The following is a 22261-nucleotide window of genomic DNA, read 5'->3' on the forward strand; positions in this document are numbered from 1 at the left end:
ATGCAAGCCGTGGCTCACGCCACGATTATTGTCTACGGCGTTTTTTATTTGATTATTCATACTAAAACTCCAGAGCGCCCCATGAAGCAACTGACCATTCTTGGCTCTACCGGATCTATCGGTACCAGTACCCTTAGCGTTGTGCGTCATAACCCTGAAAAATTCTCCGTCGTGGCATTAGTTGCCGGGAAGAATGTCACGCGAATGGCTGAACAATGTCTGGAGTTCAAGCCACGTTGGGCGGTGATGGACGATGAGGTTTCTGCGAGCCAATTGCGTCGTCTGCTAAAAGAGCAGGGGAGTGCTACCGAAGTTCTGTCTGGGCAGCATGCAGCATGTGAAATGGCCGCACTGGATGAAGTGAATCAAGTGATGGCCGCGATTGTTGGGGCTGCTGGGCTGTTACCTACGCTTGCTGCGATTGCTGCCGGTAAACAAGTCCTGCTGGCAAATAAAGAGTCACTGGTGACGTGTGGGCGTTTGTTTATGGACGCGGTGCAACGCAGTAAAGCTCAGTTGCTGCCTATCGACAGTGAACACAACGCGATTTTTCAGAGTTTACCGGAAACAATCCAGCAAAACCTCGGGTACGCTGAACTTGAGAGTAATGGCGTTTCGTCGATTATTCTTACCGGATCAGGTGGCCCGTTCCGTGAGACGCTTTTGAGCGAGCTTGCGGGAATGACGCCGGAGCAGGCTTGTAGCCATCCGAACTGGTCGATGGGACGTAAAATCTCCGTCGACTCGGCCACCATGATGAACAAAGGTCTCGAATATATTGAAGCCCGCTGGCTATTCAATGCATCAGCTAAACAAATGGAAGTACTGATCCATCCACAGTCGGTCATCCATTCGATGGTGCGCTATCGTGATGGAAGCGTTCTGGCACAGTTAGGCGCGCCAGATATGCGTACTCCAATTGCACACGCCATGGCGTTTCCAGAGCGCGTGCAGTCAGGTGTGGAACCGCTCGATTTTTGTAAGATTGGGACTTTCACCTTCATGGAACCAGACTATCACCGCTATCCTTGTTTGAAGCTGGCGATGGAAGCGTTTGAGCAAGGACAGGCCGCGACAACCGTGCTCAATGCAGCCAATGAAGTTGTTGTTGAGGCCTTCTTGCAAGAGCAATTGCGATTCACAGACATTGCTTCCTTAAATCGTGCTGTTCTTGATAGTGTGGAACTGACGGAGCCAAAGAGCGTAGAAGAAGTGCTGGCAGTGGATGCAAAAGCGCGCGAGGTTGCCCGAAATCTGGTGACACGTATCGCAACCCGATGATTATTCATTCGGCTGATGTACCTGTATTTGTTAGCTCTGTGCTTCAGTGATATAGTCTGCGCCATCTTTCAGTCAGGAAAAACTGGCTGAATGATTGGTAAGCCGTGTTATAGCACGGCTTTTTTATGTAAAAGCTGAAATCATTTTGAGTACCGCTTAATCCATATCTGGGAATAATTACGCGTTATGTTGTCTGCAAACCAACAAATAAGCGAAACACAATCCGAGCATGGCGCGCGTCATGTTGCCATTATCATGGATGGCAATGGTCGTTGGGCAAAGCGTCAAGGGAAGATGCGAGTTTCCGGTCACAAAGCGGGAGCTAAGTCTGTTCGCCGGGCTGTGAGTTTTGCCGCAAATAATGGTATTGATGCGCTGACACTTTATGCTTTCAGTAGTGAAAACTGGAATCGCCCGGCTCAGGAAGTGAGCGCGCTGATGGAATTGTTTGTGTGGGCTTTAGATAGCGAAGTCAAAAGCTTGCATCGTCACAATGTCCGTCTGCGCATTATCGGCGACACCAGCCGGTTCAATGCTCGCCTGCAAGAACGTATTAATAAAGCCGAAGCCTTAACCAGTACCAATACAGGTTTGACTCTCAATATCGCCGCGAACTATGGCGGACGTTGGGATATTATTCAGGGAGTGCGGCATCTCGCCGAACAGGTTCAGGAAGGTTTATTGCGTCCTGAGCAGATTGATGAAGAGTTGCTGAGCAAGCAAATCTGCATGAATGAACTGGCTCCCGTAGATTTGGTAATTAGGACAGGGGGAGAGCATCGTATCAGTAACTTTCTGATTTGGCAGATTGCCTACGCAGAACTTTATTTCACTGATGTTCTTTGGCCTGATTTCGATGAACAAGACTTTGAAGGTGCGCTAAATGCTTTTGCAAATCGAGAGCGTCGTTTTGGTGGCACGGCACCTGGTGGTGAGTAAGCCTGTTGGGGGTCACTTTTGCTGAAGTATCGCCTGCTTTCTGCGTTTATTTTAATCCCGGTGGTCATAGCCGCGTTATTCTGGCTTCCACCAGTAGGATTTGCCATTACAACCCTAGTGGTTTGTATGCTCGCAGCCTGGGAATGGGGACAACTAGCAGGTTTTAAAGCTCGCTCTCAGCGCGTGTGGCTTGCTGTTTTATGTGGGTTGTTATTGGCTCTGATGCTATTTGCATTACCCGAATATCAGCGTACGGTCCATATCCCGCTCATTGAAGCATCACTCTGGGCGTCTTTAGCCTGGTGGTTTGCTGCATTGCTTTTGGTGCTTTTCTATCCTGGCTCTGCATCAATCTGGCGTAACTCTAAAACGCTACGTCTGATATTCGGTGTTTTAACGATTGTGCCGTTCTTTTGGGGCATGATTGTACTGCGTAACTGGCATTATGATATCAACCATTACACTGGCTCAATCTGGCTGTTATATGTGATGGTTTTGGTCTGGGGTGCTGACTCCGGTGCATATATGTTTGGCAAAATGTTTGGTAAACATAAACTCGCGCCGAAAGTCTCACCGGGCAAAACCTGGCAGGGCTTCTTTGGCGGTCTGTTCACTTCTGCGATAATCTCACTGTTGTTTGGCATGTGGGCAAATCTGGATGTGGCGCCAGTCATCCTGTTGACTTGTTCGGTCATCGCCGCTCTGGCATCAGTGCTGGGTGATTTAACCGAAAGCATGTTTAAGCGTGAAGCAGGGATTAAAGATAGCGGTCACTTGATCCCCGGTCATGGTGGTATCCTTGACCGCATAGATAGCCTTACAGCAGCAGTACCGGTATTTGCCTGTCTGTTATTGCTGGTATTCAGGACGATTTAACGGAAGGTTATATGCTGAGCTTACTCTGGAATTTGGCTGCATTTATCGTTGCACTGGGTGTATTAATTACCGTGCATGAGTTCGGCCATTTTTGGGTTGCTCGCCGCTGTGGCGTTAAAGTAGAGCGCTTTTCCATTGGTTTTGGTAAAGCGCTCTGGCGCCGTTCTGACCGCCATGGTACAGAATTTGTCATCGCTCTGATCCCTCTGGGCGGTTATGTCAAAATGCTTGATGAACGCGTCGAGGCAGTCGCCCCGGAATTGCGTCACCAGGCCTTCAATAACAAAACCGTTTCTCAACGAGCCGCAATTATTGCTGCTGGTCCGATTGCTAACTTTATCTTCGCTGTGTTTGCCTATTGGCTTGTGTTTATTATTGGTGTCCCTGGTGTTCGTCCGGTTGTTGGTGAAATTACGCCCAACTCGATAGCGGCAGAAGCACAAATTGCACCAGGCATGGAACTTAAAGCGATAGATGGTATCGAAACGCCTGATTGGGAATCAGTTCAGCTCGCGTTGATGGCGAAGATTGGCGATGACAGTGTCAAGGTGTCAATGGCCCCGCTGGGTTCGAATTTGCGCAGTGAAAAAACTCTGGATTTGCGCCACTGGCAGTTTGAGCCAGAAAAGCAGAATCCGATTACTTCACTGGGCATCGGGCCGCGCCGTCCGCAAATTGAAACGGTTTTACAAGAAGTGCAGCCAAATTCCGCTGCGAATAAAGCAGGTTTGCAAGCCGGGGACAGGATCGTTAAAGTCAACGGTGCGACTCTGACGCAATGGACAGAATTTGTTAGTCAGGTGCGTGACAATCCAGGTCACCCACTGGAGCTAGAAATAGAAAGACAAGGGGCGCTCTTGTCTTTAACGCTGATACCGGATACAAAACCGGGTAATGCGAAGCCTGAAGGGTTTGCGGGTGTGGTTCCAAAAGTTATCCCGCTGCCTGATGAGTATAAAACAGTACGCCAGTATGGGCCGTTTGCCGCAGTTGCAGAAGCCACGGATAAAACCTGGCAACTCATGAAGCTTACGGTCAATATGCTGGGGAAATTAATAACCGGTGACATCAAGCTAAATAACCTCAGTGGGCCAATCTCCATAGCTCAAGGTGCAGGTATGTCGGCGGAATCTGGGTTGATTTACTATCTGATGTTCCTGGCGCTGATTAGCGTCAATCTGGGGATTATCAACCTGTTTCCGTTACCCGTCCTCGACGGGGGGCATCTGCTCTTTTTGGCGATTGAAAAACTGAAAGGTGGGCCGGTTTCCGAGCGAGTTCAAGACTTTAGTTACCGCATTGGCTCTATATTGCTGGTGCTGTTGATGGGGCTTGCACTTTTCAATGATTTCTCTCGGTTTTAGAGAGAATAGGTTAGGAAGAACGCATAACAACGATGGCGATGAAAAAGTTGCTCATAGCGTCGCTGCTGTTTAGCAGCGCCACCGTATACGGTGCAGACGGGTTCGTAGTGAAGGATATTCATTTCGAAGGCCTGCAGCGAGTCGCCGTCGGTGCGGCCCTCCTCAGTATGCCGGTTCGCGTAGGCGATACCGTCTCTGACGAGGATATCAGTAATACTATTCGTTCACTGTTTGCTACCGGGAACTTCGAAGATGTCCGGGTACTTCGTGATGGCGAAACGTTAGTTGTTCAGGTGAAAGAACGCCCGACAATCGCGAGTATTACCTTCTCTGGTAACAAGTCCGTGAAGGACGACATGCTGAAACAGAACCTTGAGGCTTCTGGTGTGCGTGTCGGTGAATCTCTGGACCGCACAACCCTTGCCGATATTGAAAAAGGCCTGGAAGATTTCTACTACAGCGTTGGTAAGTACAGTGCCAGCGTTAAAGCCGTTGTTACGCCATTGCCGCGTAACCGTGTTGACCTGAAACTGGTATTCCAGGAAGGCGTTTCAGCCAAAATTCAGCAAATCAACATCGTTGGCAACCATGCGTTTACGACCGATGAACTGATCTCGCACTTCCAGTTGCGTGATGAAGTGCCTTGGTGGAACGTGGTGGGCGATCGTAAATACCAGAAGCAAAAACTAGCGGGCGATTTAGAAACCCTGCGCAGTTACTATCTGGATCGCGGTTATGCTCGCTTTAATATTGATTCTACTCAGGTAAGTCTGACGCCCGATAAGAAAAATATTTACGTTACTATCAACATCACAGAAGGCGATCAGTACAAGATTGCTGGTGTGACGGTGAATGGTAATTTGGCTGGGCATTCAGCAGAAATTGAAACGCTGACTAAACTAAAACCCGGCGAGCTTTATAACGGCACCAAAGTGACCAAAATGGAAGACGACATCAAGAAATTGTTGGGTCGTTATGGTTACGCCTACCCGCGTGTACAAACGCAGCCTGAAATCAATGATGCAGATAAGACTGTAAAACTGCATGTTAACGTTGATTCCGGTAACCGTTACTACGTGCGTAAAATTCGCTTTGAAGGTAACGACACCAGTAAAGATGCCGTTCTGCGTCGCGAAATGCGTCAGATGGAAGGCACCTGGCTTGGTAGCGACCTTGTCGATTCAGGCAAAGATCGTCTGAACCGTCTTGGCTACTTCGAAACGGTAGACGTTGATACACAGCGTGTACCAGGTAGCCCTGACCAGGTTGATGTTGTCTACAAAGTTAAAGAACGAAACACCGGTAGCTTCAACTTTGGTATCGGTTACGGTACAGAAAGTGGTATCAGCTTCCAGGTCGGTGTTCAGCAGGATAACTGGTTAGGTACGGGTTACTCTGTTGGCATCAACGGGACTAAAAACGATTATCAGACATATGCTGAATTGTCGTTAACCGACCCGTACTTTACAGTTGATGGGGTTAGCCTCGGCGGCCGTATCTTCTACAACGACTTTAAAGCAGACGATGCGGACCTTTCTGACTACACCAACACAAGTTACGGTGTGGATGGAACGCTTGGCTTCCCGGTTAACGAAAACAACACACTGCGTCTGGGCTTAGGTTATGTTCATAACGACCTGTCCAATATGCAGCCGCAGGTTGCGATGTGGCGTTATCTGGATTCTGTTGGTCAAACGGCCAGTACGAGCTCTGATGATAACGGTTTTGCCGCAGATGACTTCACGCTGAACTACGGCTGGACGTACAACAAGCTTGACCGTGGTTACTTCCCAACTGAAGGCTCCCGCGTCAACCTAAACGGTAAAGTGACCGTTCCTGGCTCTGATAACGAGTTCTATAAGGTTACGCTGGATACGGCGAGCTACTTCCCAATTGATGAAGATCATACCTGGGTAATGTTAGGTCGTACTCGTGTCGGCTACGGTGATGGCCTGGGCGGCAAAGAGATGCCGTTCTATGAAAACTTCTACGCCGGTGGTTCGAGCACCGTGCGTGGCTTCCAGTCCAACAACATCGGCCCGAAAGCGGTCTATATTGGTGGGCCAGGAAATGACAACTGTAACCAGTCTGGCGGCTATTGCTCATCTGATGATGCAGTCGGTGGTAACGCAATGGCAGTGGCAAGTTTCGAACTTATCACACCAACGCCGTTCCTGAGCGAGAAATACGCGAACTCAGTCCGTACTTCCGTGTTCATGGACATGGGTACAGTCTGGGATACAAACTGGGATAACAACACGGCTATGCAGAATGCAGGGGTGCCTGATTACAGTGACCCAAGCAACATTCGTATGTCCGCAGGTATCGCATTGCAATGGATGTCGCCTCTGGGGCCGTTGGTGTTCTCTTATGCTCAACCGTTCAAGAAATACGAAGGCGACAAAGCGGAACAGTTCCAGTTTAACATTGGTAAAACCTGGTAATTGTTCTGTGCAAAGGACTGCATAAAGCAGTAAACGTTGACGCCAGTTCGCAATATGCAGAACTGGCGCACGTAAAAAAGAGTGTCTCAGGACACATACGGGATGGTAAGGAGTTTATTGTGAAAAAGTGGTTATTTGCCGCAGGTCTTGGCCTCGCTATGGCTGCATCAGCCAGCGTTCAAGCAGCTGACAGCATTGCTGTAGTAAACATGGGTAATCTGTTCCAACAGGTTGCGCAGAGCACCGGTGTGTCCAAAACTCTGGAAAATGAGTTTAAAGGCCGCGCGAGCGAATTGCAGAATATGGAAGGCGATCTGCAGTCCAAAATGCAAAAGCTGCAACGTGATGGTTCTACCATGAAAGCTGCTGACCGTAGCAAAATGGAAAAAGACCTGATGGCTCAACGTCAACAGTTCCAGACCAAAGCTCAGGCATTCGAACAAGACCGTGGTCGTCGTTCTAACGAAGAACGCGCCAAACTGGTTACTCGTATTCAGAGTGCTGTGAAGAAAGTTGCTGACGATAAAGGCTACGACGTAGTTCTGGATGCTAACACCGTTGCTTATGCTGGCAGCAGTGTTAAAGACATCACTTCAGATGTTCTGAAACAGGTTAAATAAGTAATGTCTTCAATTCGACTGGCTGATTTAGCCCAGCAGTTGGATGCAGAATTGCACGGTGATGGCGAAATTGTCATCACCGGCGTTGCATCTATGCAAACGGCCCAGGCTGGCCAAATTACGTTTATGGTTAACCCTCGTTACCGTGAGCAATTGGCTGTTTGCCAGGCTTCTGCCGTCGTAATGACTGAAGCCGATCTCCCTTTCGCACATAGCGCTGCATTGGTAGTGAAGAATCCCTACCTGACCTACGCTCGCATGGCGCAAATTCTTGATTCCACGCCGCAGCCAGCTCAAAACATCGCACCAAGTGCGGTGGTCGATGCGACAGCGATGTTGGGTACTAACGTGGCTATTGGTGCCAATGCGGTTATTGAATCTGGTGTCGTGCTGGGTGATAACGTCGTCATTGGTGCAGGCTGCTTCGTTGGTAAAAACACCAAAATTGGTTCTGGTACTCGCTTGTGGGCGAATGTGTCGATTTACCACGAAATCCAGATGGGTGAAGAGTGCCTGGTTCAATCCGGCACCGTCATTGGTTCTGACGGATTTGGTTATGCCAACGATCGCGGTAATTGGGTGAAGATCCCCCAACTCGGCCGAGTGATCATTGGCGATCGTGTTGAAATCGGTGCCTGTACCACTATCGACCGTGGTGCGCTGGACGACACGATTATCGGTAATGGTGTTATCATTGATAATCAATGCCAGATTGCACATAACGTTGTGATTGGCGACAATACTGCCGTTGCTGGTGGTGTGATTATGGCTGGTAGCCTGAAAATTGGTCGCTACTGTATGATTGGTGGTGCCAGTGTTATCAATGGTCATATGGAAATCTGCGATAAAGTCACCGTAACGGGAATGGGCATGGTCATGCGCCCAATCACAGAGCCGGGGGTTTACTCTTCAGGTATTCCGTTACAGCCGAACAAAGTGTGGCGTAAAACAGCCGCGTTGGTGATGAATATCGACGAGATCAGCAAACGCTTGAAATCCGTTGAGAAAAAAATCAATCAACAAGACTAAAAGTCACCCGCCCAAGACGCGTTAGTGCTTACTGATTTGCGGCCTGCTAGCTATCCCGAGATAGTCGCAGGCCGTGTTATTATTGTCATTTGGTACATTTAGACAGGAAGAGTATCTTGACTACCGACACTCATACTCTGCACATCGAAGAGATTTTAGAACTTCTGCCGCACCGTTACCCGTTCTTACTGGTTGATCGTGTGCTGGATTTTGAAGAAGGGCGTTTTTTACGTGCAGTAAAAAATGTCACAGTAAATGAGCCGTTTTTCCAGGGCCACTTCCCTGGTAAACCGATTTTCCCAGGTGTGCTGATTCTTGAAGCGATGGCGCAAGCCACCGGTATTCTTGCGTTTAAAAGCGTGGGCAAACTGGAACCTGGTGAGCTTTACTACTTTGCTGGTATTGATGAAGCTCGTTTCAAACGTCCAGTCGTGCCAGGCGACCAGATGATTATGGAAGTGACTTTCGAGAAAACCCGCCGTGGTCTGACGCGCTTCAAAGGCGTGGCGACCGTTGACGGTAAAATTGTCTGCGAAGCAACTATGATGTGTGCCCGCAGCCGGGAGAGCTAATACGTGATTGATAAATCCGCCTTTATTCATCCATCTGCCATTGTGGAAGACGGTGCCGTCATTGGTGCTAACGCCCATATTGGTCCGTTTTGTATTGTTGGTCCGCATGTTGAGATCGGTGAAGGTACCGTCCTGAAGTCTCATGTTGTGGTAAATGGTCACACGACTATTGGCCGTGACAACGAGATTTACCAGTTCGCGTCCATTGGTGAAGTTAACCAGGATCTTAAATATGCTGGTGAACCGACCCGTGTGGAAATTGGCGATCGCAACCGCATTCGCGAAAGCGTTACCATCCATCGCGGAACAGAGCAGGGCGGTGGTTTGACGAAGGTGGGTAGTGATAACTTGCTGATGGTTAATGCGCATGTGGCGCACGACTGCACAGTAGGTAATCGCTGTATCCTCGCAAATAACGCAACGCTTGCTGGTCACGTTTCTGTCGATGATTTCGCTATCATCGGTGGCATGACGGCGGTGCACCAGTTCTGCATTATTGGTGCACACGTTATGGTGGGCGGTTGTTCCGGCGTGGCGCAAGACGTCCCGCCATATGTTATTGCGCAGGGCAACCACGCAACGCCGTTTGGCGTGAACATCGAAGGTCTGAAGCGCCGGGGTTTTAGTAGAGAAGCCATCCACGCAGTGCGTAATGCGTACAAGATTCTCTACCGCAGCGGTAAAACCTTCGAAGAAGCCAAACCTGAGATTGCTCAAATTGCCGAGCAACATCCAGAAGTGAAAGCATTTGTTGAATTCTTCGCTCGTTCAACACGTGGTTTGATTCGCTAGATGAAATCAGGTCGCCCGCTTACGATTGCCCTGGTCGCCGGAGAAACCTCCGGCGATATTCTTGGTGCAGGTCTGATTCGTGCTCTCAAAGCCCGGATTCCTGATGCCCGCTTCGTGGGTGTCGCTGGGCCTTTGATGCAAGCTGAAGGCTGCGAAGCCTGGTACGAAATGGAAGAACTGGCAGTGATGGGCATTGTTGAAGTGCTCGGTCGTCTGCGTCGTTTACTTCACATTCGTGCGGACCTCACGCGCCGTTTCACTGAATTGCAGCCAGACGTTTTTGTCGGTATTGATGCGCCTGATTTCAATATCACCCTGGAAGGTAATCTTAAAAAGCAGGGTATTCGTACCATTCACTACGTCAGTCCATCTGTTTGGGCGTGGCGCCAAAAACGTGTTTTCAAAATTGGCAGAGCAACGGATCTGGTGCTCGCATTTCTGCCTTTCGAAAAAGCGTTTTACGATAGATTTAATGTCCCGTGCCGCTTTATCGGTCATACCATGGCTGATGCCATGCCGATTGATCCCGATAAAAATGCCGCACGCATGACACTCGGTATTTCGCCTGATGCTAAATGCCTGGCATTGTTGCCTGGTAGCCGTGGCGCAGAAGTTGAAATGCTAAGTGCTGATTTCCTTAAAACAGCGCTATTGCTACGCGAGCGTTTTCCAGGGCTTGAGATTGTGGTGCCGCTGGTTAATGCCAAACGGCGTGAACAGTTTGAGCGTATCAAAGCAGAAGTGGCACCCGATCTGACGATGCACCTGCTCAATGGGCAAGGGCGAGAAGCGATGGTTGCGAGTGATGCTGCATTGCTGGCTTCTGGCACCGCTGCACTTGAGTGCATGTTGGCAAAATGCCCGATGGTCGTGGGCTATCGCATGAAGCCGTTTACCTTCTGGCTGGCGAAGCGCCTGGTAAAAACCGATTACGTTTCACTGCCTAACTTGTTGGCAGGCCGTGAGTTGGTCAAAGAATTGTTGCAAGAAGAGTGTGAGCCGCACGCGTTGGCGAAAGCTCTGGAACCGTTGCTTGAAGACGGTGCGCAGAGCCATCAAATGCACGATACATTCCGCGACCTGCATCAGCAGATTCGTTGTAATGCTGATGAACAAGCGGCGGATGCTGTATTGGAGCTTGCCCAATGATTGAATTTATTTATCCTCACACGCGCCTGGTGGCTGGTGTTGATGAAGTTGGGCGCGGCCCTCTTGTTGGCGCGGTTGTCACTGCTGCGGTGATTCTTGATCCAACAAAACCTATTATTGGTCTTGCAGACTCCAAGAAACTCTCTGAAAAACGCCGCAACGCGCTTTACGAAGAAATCATCGAAAAAGCGCTTTCCTGGAGTCTTGGTCGTGCGGAGCCGGAAGAGATTGACCAATTAAACATTCTTCATGCCACTATGTTAGCGATGCAGCGTGCCGTTGCAGGCCTTCATGTGGTTCCTGAGTATGTATTGATTGATGGCAACCGCTGCCCTGCATTACCTATGCCTTCGCTGGCTGTGGTAAAAGGCGATAGCCGGGTTGCAGAAATTAGCGCGGCATCAATAATTGCCAAAGTGACGCGCGATCGTGAAATGGCAGAGCTTGATCTCTCCTTCCCGCAATATGGTTTTGCCCAACATAAGGGCTACCCTACCGCTTTCCATCTGGAAAAGCTGGCAGAGCATGGTGCGACTGAGCACCATCGCCGTAGTTTTGCTCCGGTCAAACGCGCTCTCGGACTGGCGTCCTGATTTGCGGACGTACGTTATACATCTAAACGGAATGAGAAATGGCTGAACCACGTTTCGTACACCTCAGGGTGCACAGTGACTATTCCATGGTTGATGGCCTGGCGAAAACCGCTCCGCTGGTAAAGAAAGCCGCGGAAATGGGGATGCCAGCTATTGCTATCACCGATTTCACCAACCTTTGCGGGCTGGTGAAGTTCTATGGTGCTGCGCATGGCGTGGGCCTCAAGCCCATTATTGGTGCTGACTTTAACGTGGCAAACGAATTGCTGGGTGATGAACTCAGCCATTTAACCGTGCTCGCTGTTGATAATGTCGGTTATCAAAATCTGACTTTGCTCATCTCGAAAGCCTATCAACGTGGTTATGGTGCTGCGGGACCGGTTATCGACCGCACCTGGCTTGCCGAGTTAAACGAAGGGCTGATCCTGCTTTCTGGCGGGCGTATGGGGGATATTGGCAAAAACTTGTTGCGTGGGAATACGGCACAGCTTGATTTGTGTCTGGAATTCTACCAGCAGTATTTTGCCGATCGCTTCTATCTGGAACTGATTCGTACCGGTCGTCCTGATGAAGAAACTTATTTGCACGCCGCCGTTGCTCTGGCGGATGAACGTGGCTTACCGGTTGTTGCTACCAACGACGTAAGGTTCATTGAGTCCACAGACTTTGACGCCCATGAAATCCGCGTGGCTATCCACGACGGGTTTACGCTGGATGACCCTAAGCGCCCCCGCAATTACTCTTCACAGCAGTACCTGCGTACCGAAGAGGAGATGTGCGAGCTGTTCTCCGATATTCCGGAAGCGTTGGAAAACAGTGTAGAAATCGCCAAGCGTTGTAACGTCACGGTGCGTCTGGGCGAATACTTCCTGCCGCAATTCCCGACGGGCGAAATGTCTACCGAAGACTTCCTGGTCATGAAATCGAAGGAAGGGCTGGAAGATCGTCTGGAGTTCTTGTTCAAAGATCCTGAAGAGCGTGCGGAAAAAAGAGTGCCGTACGATGAGCGTCTGGATATTGAGCTTAAAGTTATCAACCAGATGGGTTTCCCTGGCTACTTCCTGATTGTTATGGAATTTATCCAGTGGTCGAAAGACAACGGCGTGCCTGTTGGCCCTGGCCGTGGTTCTGGTGCTGGTTCTTTGGTGGCTTATGCCCTGAAGATTACCGACCTTGATCCTCTGGAGTTTGATCTACTCTTCGAACGTTTCCTTAACCCGGAACGTGTTTCGATGCCGGACTTCGATATCGATTTCTGTATGGAAAAACGAGATCGGGTTATCGATCACGTGGCAGAAATGTACGGGCGTGAAGCGGTATCTCAGATTATTACCTTTGGTACGATGGCGGCAAAAGCGGTTATCCGCGATGTGGGCCGCGTACTGGGGCACCCGTACGGCTTCGTCGATCGTATTTCTAAGCTTATCCCGCCAGATCCGGGTATGACGCTGGCAAAAGCGTTTGAAGCCGAGCCGCAGCTTCCTGAAATTTACGAAGCTGACGAAGAAGTAAAAGCGCTTATTGATATGGCGCGTAAACTCGAAGGTGTCACGCGTAACGCCGGTAAGCATGCCGGTGGTGTGGTTATTGCACCGACCAAAATTACCGATTTTGCGCCGCTTTATTGTGATGACCAGGGGCAAAACCCGGTCACCCAGTTTGATAAAAACGATGTGGAATATGCAGGGCTGGTGAAGTTTGACTTCCTTGGCCTGCGTACGCTCACCATCATCGACTGGGCGCTGAAGATGATCAACCCGCGTCGGGCGAAGCAGGGTTTAGAGCCGATAGATATCGCCGCTATCCCGCTCGAGGATAAGAAAAGCTTCGACATGCTGCAACGCTCGGAAACCACTGCGGTGTTCCAGCTTGAATCTCGCGGCATGAAAGATTTGATCAAGCGTCTGCAACCCGACTGCTTCGAAGATATGATTGCATTGGTAGCGCTGTTCCGCCCTGGGCCGTTGCAATCAGGCATGGTTGATAACTTTATCGACCGTAAACACGGGCGTGAAGCTATCTCTTACCCGGATATTCAATGGCAGCATGAAAGCCTGAAACCGGTGCTGGAACCGACCTACGGCATCATCCTGTATCAAGAACAGGTTATGCAGATTGCACAGGTGCTGGCGGGCTATTCGCTCGGCGGCGCGGACATGTTGCGTCGTGCGATGGGTAAAAAGAACCCGGTCGAGATGGCGAAGCAGCGTGGCGGTTTTGAAGATGGCGCGAAGTCTCGTGGCATTGACGGTGAGCTGGCGATTAAAATCTTCGACCTGGTTGAAAAATTTGCCGGTTACGGATTTAACAAATCTCACTCCGCTGCATATGCGCTGGTTTCTTACCAGACTCTATGGTTAAAAGCGCACTATCCGGCAGAATTCATGGCCGCGGTGATGACTGCGGATATGGATAACACCGAGAAAATCGTCGGCCTGGTGGATGAATGCTGGCGCATGGGCCTGAAAATCTTGCCACCGGATATTAACTCCGGGCTATACCACTTCCACGTCAATGACGACGGGGAAATTGTTTACGGCATTGGTGCGATTAAAGGTGTGGGTGAAGGCCCGATTGAAGCGATAATTGAGGCGCGTAACGAAGGCGGTTATTTCCGCGAATTGTTCGATCTCTGTGCGCGTGCTGACGTTAAAAAACTCAATAAACGTATCCTTGAAAAATTAGTGATGTCCGGGGCGTTCGACCGCCTTGGGCCGCATCGAGCAGCCCTTATGAATGCGCTGCCCGATGCGCTGAAAGCTGCCGATCAGCACGCGAAAGCCGAAGCTATCGGCCAGGTGGATATGTTCGGTGTGCTGGCTGATGAGCCGGAGCAAGTTGAACAATCCTACGCCAGCGTGACTCCGTGGCCTGAACAAGTGGTGCTGGATGGTGAACGTGAAACGTTAGGTTTATACCTGACCGGCCACCCAATCACTCAGTATCTAAAAGAAATCGAGCGCTATGTCGGTGGCATGCGCCTAAAAGAGATGCACCCGACAGAACGTGGTAAAATGACCACGGCTGCGGGTCTGGTGATTGCTTCGCGGGTGATGGTTACCAAACGTGGCAATCGCATTGGCATCTGCACTCTGGATGACCGTTCTGGTCGCCTGGAAGTGATGCTATTCACAGATGCGTTAGAAAAGTACCAGCATCTGTTGGAAAAAGACCGTATCCTGATCGTCAGCGGACAGGTCAGCTTTGATGACTTCAGCGGTGGCCTTAAAATGACCGCTCGCGAAGTTATGGACATAGATGAGGCCCGCGAAAAGTATGCGCGTGGGCTTGCTATCTCGCTGACGGACAGGCAAATTGATGACCAGCTTTTGAACCGTCTCCGTCAGTCTCTGGAACCCCATCGTTCGGGGACCATTCCAGTACATCTCTACTATCAGAGAGCGGATGCACGAGCACGTTTGCGTTTTGGCGCAGCATGGCGTGTATCTCCTAGCGATCGTTTGCTCAATGAGCTTCGCTCGCTGATAGGCCCGGAGCAGGTGGAACTGGAGTTTGACTAATACAGGAATATTATGAGTCTGAATTTCCTCGATTTTGAACAGCCGATTGCAGAGCTGGAAGCGAAAATTGATTCCCTGACTGCAGTTAGCCGTCAGGACGAAAAGTTAGATATTAATCTGGACGAAGAAGTGCAGCGTCTGCGTGAAAAAAGCGTAGAACTCACACGTAAGATCTTCTCAGATTTAGGAGCATGGCAAATTGCTCAACTGGCGCGTCACCCGCAGCGCCCGTATACGCTTGATTACCTGCGTCTCGCTTTTGATGAGTTCGATGAACTTGCAGGTGACCGTGCGTATGCTGACGATAAAGCTATTGTTGGTGGGATTGCGCGTCTCGATGGTCGTCCGGTGATGGTTATTGGCCATCAGAAAGGTCGTGAAACCAAAGAGAAGATTCGCCGTAACTTCGGTATGCCAGCACCAGAAGGCTATCGTAAAGCACTGCGTTTGATGGAAATGGCTGAGCGTTTCAATATGCCAATCATTACCTTCATCGATACCCCAGGTGCTTATCCTGGTGTGGGCGCGGAAGAACGCGGTCAGTCAGAAGCCATCGCGCGTAACTTGCGTGAAATGTCTGGTCTGAAAGTGCCAGTCATCTGTACCGTCATCGGTGAAGGTGGTTCTGGTGGTGCTCTGGCAATTGGTGTGGGCGATAAAGTGAATATGCTGCAATACAGCACTTATTCCGTTATCTCGCCGGAAGGCTGTGCGTCGATTCTGTGGAAAAGTGCTGACAAAGCACCGATTGCCGCAGAAGCGATGGGCATCATTGCCCCACGCCTGAAAGAGCTGAAGCTGATTGATTCCGTTATCCCTGAACCTCTGGGCGGCGCACACCGTAATGTGGAAGCGATGGCTGCTTCTTTGAAAGCGCAACTGCTGGCTGACCTGGCTGATCTGGACGTGTTGAATACCGAAGAGCTGTTGGCTCGTCGTTATCATCGTCTGATGAGTTACGGCTACGCATGATAGCGTGATGCATTACGAAGAAAGGTCAGAAGAGATTCTGGCCTTTTTTATTGTCTGTGAATCATCCTTAATAGCGCACTTTAAGAAACCTTACACCTCCGCGCTTGTTCTCCACCCCATTTCAATAAACTATGCTTACCTGAAGGTTTTTTGCCAAGAGGTGAGTATTGAATATTATTGCAATCATGGGAGCGCATGGCGTTTTCTATAAAGATGAGCCAATCAAAGAGCTGCATCAGGCGTTGGAAGTACAAGGTTTTCGGCTTATTTATCCCACCAACAGCAACGACTTGCTTAAACTCATCGAACATAATCCGCGTATCTGTGGAGTCATTTTTGACTGGGACGAGTACAGCCTGGATTTATGCAGTGAAATTAACGCGCTGAATGAATATTTGCCGCTGTATGCATTTATCAATACGCATTCCTCGCTGGATGTCAGTGTCAACGAAATGCGCATGGCGCTGTGGTTCTTTGAATACGCACTCAGTGCCGCCGACGATATCGCCCTGCGCATCCGTCAATATACCAATGAATATCTGGATAACATCACACCGCCGCTGACTAAAGCGTTGTTCAATTATGTCAACGAAGGGAAATATACCTTCTGCACGCCAGGCCATATGGCGGGTACTGCCTACCTGAAAAGCCCGGTAGGCTGCTTGTTCTATGACTTCTTTGGGGCGAACACGCTGAAAGCGGATGTTTCTATTTCGGTGACTGAGCTGGGATCGTTGCTGGATCACACCGGGCCGCATCTTGAAGCCGAAGAGTATATCGCCCGCACGTTCGGTGCAGAACAGAGTTACATGGTGACCAACGGGACATCCACGTCGAATAAAATCGTTGGCATGTACGCGGCTCCTTCCGGTAGCACAGTCATTATCGACCGTAACTGCCATAAATCGCTGACCCATTTGTTAATGATGACGGATCTGGTCCCAATCTGGCTCAAGCCAACGCGCAACGCGCTGGGGATTTTGGGCGGCATCCCGAAGCGTGAATTTATGCGCGCGAGTATTGAGGAGAAAGTCGCTGCGACGGAAAATGCGCAGTGGCCGGTGCATGCGGTGATCACCAACTCGACTTATGACGGTTTGCTTTATAACACCGAGTTCATCAAACAAACCCTCGATGTGCCTTCGATTCACTTCGATTCTGCCTGGGTGCCCTATACCAACTTCCATCCTATTTATCAGGGGAAAAGTGGCATGAGCGGCGATCGCGTGCCGGGTAAAGTCATTTATGAAACTCAGTCCACACACAAACTTCTGGCGGCGCTGTCGCAAGCCTCTCTAATCCATATCAAAGGGGATTACGACGAGGAGACGTTCAACGAAGCCTACATGATGCACACCACCACTTCGCCTAGCTATCCGCTAGTGGCGTCTATCGAAACAGCTGCCGCCATGCTTCGGGGAAATCCGGGAAAGCGTTTGATAAACCGTTCAGTGGAGCGAGCGCTGCATTTCCGCCGTGAAGTTCAACGCTTGCGTGAAGAATCTGAGGATTGGTTCTTTGATATCTGGCAGCCGGAATATATCGACGAAGCGGCCTGCTGGCCGATTTCTCCTGGCGAAGAAGACTGGCATGGATTCAAAGATGCTGACGCCGATCATATGTATCTTGACCCGATTAAAGTCACCATTCTGACTCCGGGGATGGATGAGCTGGGTAGCATGGCAGATGAGGGGATACCGGCGGCGCTGGTGGCAAAATTCCTCGATGAGCGTGGCGTCGTGGTCGAAAAAACGGGGCCGTATAACCTGCTGTTCCTGTTCAGTATTGGTATCGACAAAACCAAAGCATTGAGCTTACTTCGTGGTTTGACAGAGTTTAAACGCTCCTACGATCTCAACCTGCGTGTGAAAAATATGCTGCCGGATTTATACGCTGAAGACCCTGATTTTTATCGTAATATGCGTATTCAGGATTTAGCGCAGGGTATTCACAAGCTGATTAAACAGCACAATCTTTCTGACCTGATGTTGCGTGCTTTTGATGTGCTGCCGGAAATGAAAATGACCCCGCATAAAGCCTATCAGCAGCAAGTGAAAGGTAATGTTGAAACCGTTGAAATTGAACAGTTGTTGAATCGAGTGTCAGCCAACATGATTCTGCCGTATCCACCAGGCGTGCCGGTGGTCATGCCGGGTGAGATGATCACCAATGAAAGCCGTGCGGTACTCGATTTCTTGCTGATGTTATGTTCGGTGGGTGAGCATTACCCAGGCTTTGAAACTGACATTCACGGAGCCAAACTGGGTGAGGATGGGATTTACCGTGTACGAGTCTTAAAAACGGTTTAACGTCTTGATTTAGCGAATACTGATAGTTACCGTGCAGAAAAGATTAAGGAGCATTTATGCTGGGTTTAAAGCAAGTTCACCATATCGCAATCATCGCGTCGGACTACCCAACCAGTAAGCATTTTTACTGTGATGTTCTCGGTTTTACGCTGCAAGCGGAAGCTTACCGTGAAGAACGAGACTCGTGGAAAGGGGATTTGGCGTTAAATGGACAATACGTCATTGAGCTGTTCTCATTTCCTTTCCCGCCAGCGCGGCCAAGTCGCCCGGAAGCTTGCGGGCTGCGTCACCTCGCGTTTAGTGTTGGTGATATCGACAGTGCCATCGCGCATCTGGAAAAGCATGGCGTGAAATGTGAGCCGGTGCGTATCGATCCTTTCACGGATAAGCGTTTTACTTTCTTTAATGACCCCGATGGGCTGCCGTTAGAACTTTACCAACAGTAACGCTTGCCTCACTTCATGTTGCCCGGTAACGTTCCGGGCAAATCCTTATTTTAATTACTGACTATGCCACTTCCTTTTCTCATCAAATTACTGCAACCGCACACACATTTGCTGGTGGCGTTTAGTGGTGGCCTGGACTCCACGGTTTTGCTTCATCAACTGGTCACGCTTCGCGAGACTCATGGTGCGAATTTTCATATTCGAGCCATGCATATTCATCACGGGTTAAGCTCAAATGCCGATGAATGGGCATTGCATTGTCAGAATGTTTGCACGCAATGGAACGTGCCGCTTGAGGTAAAACACGTAAAGCTGGCTGATGACGGATTAGGGATTGAAGCCCATGCACGGGCTGCGCGTTATCAGGCATTGGTCGACGCCCTACGCCCGCATGAAGTATTGCTCACTGCGCAGCATCTGGACGATCAGTGCGAAACATTTTTGCTTGCCTTGAAACGTGGCAGTGGGCCAGCCGGTTTAGCGGCCATGCCAGAGCGTTTGCCTTTTGGCGAGACGGAATTGATTCGGCCTTTGTTGGGGCAAACTCGCAAAGAGCTGGAAGCGTGGGCGCAAGAACATCAGTTAACGTGGATTGAAGACGAAAGTAACCTGGACGACAGCTACGATCGCAATTTCTTGCGCCTGCAAATCCTTCCTGAAATCCAGCAGCGATGGCCGCATTTCCCGCAAAGCGTTGCCCGCAGCGCGCAGTTGTGTGGTGAGCAAGAGCAACTTCTCGATGAGCTATTGGCGGAGCAACTTAATGACCTGGTTCGGGCTGACGGAGCATTACTCATTGAACCTATGCAGGCGCTCAGTGATATTCGGCGTGCAGCCTTACTGCGACGCTGGTTTGCCCGGCAAAAGGCGCTTATGCCCTCGCGGGCCGCGTTGGTTCGTTTGTGGGATGAGGTGGCAACGAGCCGTGAAGATGCGAATCCACGCCTGAAATTTGGTGACCATGAAGTTCGTCGTCACCAGGGCGCATTATACTGGCTGCCTGTCATGCAGGGTTTAGGAGATGAAACTCTCCCGTGGCCTGCGCCTTTTAAGCCATTAACGTTGCCAGAAGGTTTAGGCATTCTGCAATTAGGTGTTGATGGGATTGAAGTGCGAGCACCGCTTGAAAACGAACCGGTAAGCGTGCGCTTTAAAGCATCCGGGCAGTTTCATATTGTGGGGCGTGATCGTGGCCGAAGCCTGAAAAAAATCTGGCAAGAATCAGGCATTCCACCCTGGGCGCGAGAAAGAACACCTCTGTTATTTTATGGCGATAAATTGATTGCCGCCCTGGGTGTTTTTGTCACTCAGGATGGAAAAGCAACGGAAAACTCATGCTGGCGTATCGACTGGCAAAAGGAGAATAAGCAATGAAGAGGATGATTATTTTAGCGGGCGTTTTATTGTGTGCCCAACCGGTACTGGCTAAGGGTGATGCCACCGCGGGTGAGCAAAAGGCCATGATGTGCGTGGCATGTCACGGTGTGGCAGGAAAAGTTTCAGTGCCAATATACCCGAATCTTGCGGGGCAAAACGAGGCGTATCTGGAGCACTCTTTGCACGCCTATAAAAAGGGTGAGCGCAGTGGTGGCCAGGCGGAAATCATGAAAGCCTACGTTAGCGGTTTGTCAGATGAAGACATCAGCAATCTTGCTGCTTATTACGCCACAATGAAGCCATAAAAAAGGGCAGCCCAAGGCTGCCCACTTATGCGGATACTTTGCGTATCAAGACTCGCTAACTACGACAGTGCCAATTTCAGGATGGCTGAAGCTGGCTATTTTATCGAGGCGAACTTCGCGTGTGGCACCGGCGTCATCGAGAATCAAATATTCGATGTTTTTACGAGACACCAGGTCACTGGCTTTCGCCTTGAAAACTTCTCCGCTCTTTAACTCCAGCGTCAGTATTAAGTTCTGCTGGCAGGCGAGCTCGAGATTGTCATAATCATCACAATTGATGGGTTGATAGGCATCATTCATTGACATAATCGCTCACCAGTAAGTTCGCGGCAGCATACGCCGCCTGTTCCCTAATAGATTCTGGTTGTGCTTCGTTGGAAGCCACTTCGTTCAGCACCTTCAGGACGCAACCCAGTGCATCGGGAATGTAACCCAAATCTCCGCTGGCTATTTCCGCATAGCGCCGCCGTACTAATTCACAATACTTTTCCACACGCCCTCCTTTCAGAGTCCCGACCTCAGACTTAACTGTGGGATGCAGTTAAGCCTACGAAGATAAACTCTGTTTAGCAAGGTGACTATACCACAGGGATGAAACCGATATCAGCAGTGCAACTCTCTGGTTGAGTGAATAGGTAACAGCGTTTTAGCGAGGTTTTCGTTACAATGAGCGCCTAATTGAGTTCGGAGAAGTGTGATGGCGTTAAAAGCGACAATTTATAAAGCGATGGTGAATGTTGCCGATCTCGATCGCAATCAATTCCTGGATAGCAACCTGACGCTTGCGCGCCATCCTTCGGAAACTCAGGAACGTATGATGTTGCGTTTACTGGCGTGGATTAAATATGCCAACGAGCGGCTGCAATTCAGTCGGGGTTTAAGTGCGGAAGACGAGCCAGAAATCTGGCAGCGTAACGATCACATGGGTATCGACCTGTGGATTGAGCTTGGTCTGCCAGATGAAAAACGCCTGAAAAAAGCCTGTAGCCAGTCAGGTGAAGTTGCGTTGTTTACCTATAATAGCCGCGCGGCTGAAATCTGGTGGCAGCAGCATCAAAATAAACTCAAACAATATCAGAACCTTTCAATCTGGTATCTCGATGATGAACAACTGGCAAAACTGTGTGAGTTCGGTACGCGTTCGATGAACTTACAGGCCACCATCCAGGATGGTGCTATATGGTTGTCTGATGCTGAGAATAATCTCGAAATTCACTTTACGGCCTGGCAGCATCATTGATGATAGAAGTCTCCCGGGCGGTAGCAATACCGGACAATGAAGTCACTATTACGGCAATCCGCGCGCAAGGAGCGGGCGGCCAGCATGTGAATAAAACCTCAACGGCTATCCATTTACGTTTTGACATTCGAGCCTCCAGCCTGCCAGAGTATTATAAAGAGCGCTTACTGGCAGCGAGTCATCACCTGATTACGCCTGATGGCGTGGTGGTGATAAAGGCGCAGGAATATCGCAGCCAGGAAATGAATCGTGAAGCCGCGGTAGCGAGATTAGTTTCGTTGATTCAGGAATTAACCGTTGAGCAGAAAAGCCGACGAGCGACGCGCCCTACGCGAGCGTCAAAAGAGCGCCGCCTGGCCTCTAAATCCCAAAAATCCACGACGAAATCGCTTCGTGGAAAAGTTCGTCGTCCCGAATAATTAACGACAAAGA

Annotated in this window: 21 protein-coding genes; 19 read left to right on the forward strand and 2 right to left on the reverse strand. The window is 49.9% G+C overall.

Annotated features, from left to right (window positions below):
* Window positions 1-81: 81 nt before the first annotated feature.
* The 17 genes from ispC to GBAG_RS03375 all read left to right on the forward strand — a co-directional run bounded on the left by ispC (window position 82) and on the right by GBAG_RS03375 (window position 20589).
* Window positions 82-1281 (forward strand): 1-deoxy-D-xylulose-5-phosphate reductoisomerase, encoded by a 1200-nt coding sequence (gene ispC, locus GBAG_RS03295; RefSeq protein ID WP_034493541.1) that lies wholly within the window; start codon window positions 82-84, stop codon window positions 1279-1281.
* 186 nt (window positions 1282-1467) lie between these two features.
* The gene (ispU, locus tag GBAG_RS03300; protein WP_034493491.1) at window positions 1468-2220 is read left to right on the forward strand and encodes a (2E,6E)-farnesyl-diphosphate-specific ditrans,polycis-undecaprenyl-diphosphate synthase; all 753 of its coding nucleotides are present in this window, start codon (window positions 1468-1470) and stop codon (window positions 2218-2220) included.
* Between the two features lie 18 nt (window positions 2221-2238).
* On the forward strand, window positions 2239-3096 hold the full coding sequence (cdsA, locus tag GBAG_RS03305; RefSeq protein ID WP_034493492.1) for a phosphatidate cytidylyltransferase: 858 nt from the start codon (window positions 2239-2241) through the stop codon (window positions 3094-3096).
* A gap of 11 nt (window positions 3097-3107) precedes the next feature.
* A complete protein-coding gene (gene rseP / locus GBAG_RS03310; RefSeq protein WP_034493494.1) occupies window positions 3108-4460 on the forward strand; it encodes a sigma E protease regulator RseP in 1353 nt (450 codons plus the stop codon).
* A gap of 32 nt (window positions 4461-4492) precedes the next feature.
* Window positions 4493-6904, forward strand: coding sequence for an outer membrane protein assembly factor BamA (gene bamA, locus GBAG_RS03315; RefSeq protein ID WP_034493496.1), 2412 nt, complete (start codon window positions 4493-4495; stop codon window positions 6902-6904).
* A 119-nt stretch (window positions 6905-7023) separates the two neighbouring features.
* Window positions 7024-7524: a molecular chaperone Skp gene (gene skp / locus GBAG_RS03320; protein ID WP_034493498.1), complete on the forward strand. Its 501-nt coding sequence runs from the start codon at window positions 7024-7026 to the stop codon at window positions 7522-7524.
* A gap of 3 nt (window positions 7525-7527) precedes the next feature.
* Window positions 7528-8553: a UDP-3-O-(3-hydroxymyristoyl)glucosamine N-acyltransferase gene (gene lpxD, locus GBAG_RS03325; RefSeq protein ID WP_034493500.1), complete on the forward strand. Its 1026-nt coding sequence runs from the start codon at window positions 7528-7530 to the stop codon at window positions 8551-8553.
* A 116-nt stretch (window positions 8554-8669) separates the two neighbouring features.
* The gene (fabZ, locus tag GBAG_RS03330) at window positions 8670-9125 is read left to right on the forward strand and encodes a 3-hydroxyacyl-ACP dehydratase FabZ (RefSeq protein WP_034460847.1); all 456 of its coding nucleotides are present in this window, start codon (window positions 8670-8672) and stop codon (window positions 9123-9125) included.
* Window positions 9126-9128: 3 nt separating this feature from the next.
* Window positions 9129-9917 (forward strand): acyl-ACP--UDP-N-acetylglucosamine O-acyltransferase, encoded by a 789-nt coding sequence (gene lpxA / locus GBAG_RS03335; protein ID WP_034493502.1) that lies wholly within the window; start codon window positions 9129-9131, stop codon window positions 9915-9917.
* Complete coding sequence (gene lpxB / locus GBAG_RS03340) at window positions 9918-11066, forward strand: lipid-A-disaccharide synthase (RefSeq protein ID WP_034493504.1); 1149 nt, start codon at window positions 9918-9920, stop codon at window positions 11064-11066.
* The gene (gene rnhB, locus GBAG_RS03345) at window positions 11063-11659 is read left to right on the forward strand and encodes a ribonuclease HII (protein WP_034493506.1); all 597 of its coding nucleotides are present in this window, start codon (window positions 11063-11065) and stop codon (window positions 11657-11659) included. Before lpxB ends, rnhB begins: the two co-directional genes overlap by 4 nt.
* Window positions 11660-11697: 38 nt before the next feature.
* Window positions 11698-15180: a DNA polymerase III subunit alpha gene (dnaE, locus tag GBAG_RS03350; protein WP_034493508.1), complete on the forward strand. Its 3483-nt coding sequence runs from the start codon at window positions 11698-11700 to the stop codon at window positions 15178-15180.
* 12 nt (window positions 15181-15192) lie between these two features.
* Window positions 15193-16152 (forward strand): acetyl-CoA carboxylase carboxyl transferase subunit alpha, encoded by a 960-nt coding sequence (accA, locus tag GBAG_RS03355; RefSeq protein ID WP_034493510.1) that lies wholly within the window; start codon window positions 15193-15195, stop codon window positions 16150-16152.
* A 167-nt stretch (window positions 16153-16319) separates the two neighbouring features.
* Window positions 16320-18461 (forward strand): lysine decarboxylase LdcC, encoded by a 2142-nt coding sequence (locus GBAG_RS03360; RefSeq protein ID WP_034493512.1) that lies wholly within the window; start codon window positions 16320-16322, stop codon window positions 18459-18461.
* A 56-nt stretch (window positions 18462-18517) separates the two neighbouring features.
* On the forward strand, window positions 18518-18907 hold the full coding sequence (locus GBAG_RS03365; protein WP_034493513.1) for a VOC family protein: 390 nt from the start codon (window positions 18518-18520) through the stop codon (window positions 18905-18907).
* A gap of 63 nt (window positions 18908-18970) precedes the next feature.
* Window positions 18971-20281: a tRNA lysidine(34) synthetase TilS gene (gene tilS, locus GBAG_RS03370; protein WP_034493515.1), complete on the forward strand. Its 1311-nt coding sequence runs from the start codon at window positions 18971-18973 to the stop codon at window positions 20279-20281.
* Entirely contained in the window at window positions 20278-20589 is a 312-nt protein-coding gene (locus GBAG_RS03375; protein ID WP_034493517.1) for a c-type cytochrome, read from the forward strand. Before tilS ends, GBAG_RS03375 begins: the two co-directional genes overlap by 4 nt.
* 45 nt (window positions 20590-20634) lie before the next feature.
* Here GBAG_RS03375 and rof read toward each other — a convergent pair whose 3' ends face one another.
* Together rof and GBAG_RS03385 are read right to left on the reverse strand one after the other, a co-directional pair.
* Window positions 20635-20895: a Rho-binding antiterminator gene (gene rof / locus GBAG_RS03380; protein WP_034493519.1), complete on the reverse strand. Its 261-nt coding sequence runs from the start codon at window positions 20893-20895 to the stop codon at window positions 20635-20637.
* Window positions 20882-21082: a YaeP family protein gene (locus GBAG_RS03385; protein WP_034460828.1), complete on the reverse strand. Its 201-nt coding sequence runs from the start codon at window positions 21080-21082 to the stop codon at window positions 20882-20884. Before GBAG_RS03385 ends, rof begins: the two co-directional genes overlap by 14 nt.
* Window positions 21083-21286: 204 nt before the next feature.
* Between GBAG_RS03385 and GBAG_RS03390 the strand changes: the two genes are divergently transcribed.
* Window positions 21287-21829 (forward strand): YaeQ family protein, encoded by a 543-nt coding sequence (locus tag GBAG_RS03390; RefSeq protein WP_034493521.1) that lies wholly within the window; start codon window positions 21287-21289, stop codon window positions 21827-21829.
* Window positions 21829-22248: an alternative ribosome rescue aminoacyl-tRNA hydrolase ArfB gene (gene arfB, locus GBAG_RS03395; RefSeq protein ID WP_034493523.1), complete on the forward strand. Its 420-nt coding sequence runs from the start codon at window positions 21829-21831 to the stop codon at window positions 22246-22248. Before GBAG_RS03390 ends, arfB begins: the two co-directional genes overlap by 1 nt.
* Window positions 22249-22261: the final 13 nt, after the last annotated feature.

The sequence above is a fragment of the Buttiauxella agrestis ATCC 33320 genome (genome assembly GCF_000735355.1).
In the GTDB taxonomy this organism is placed as follows: domain Bacteria; phylum Pseudomonadota; class Gammaproteobacteria; order Enterobacterales; family Enterobacteriaceae; genus Buttiauxella; species Buttiauxella agrestis.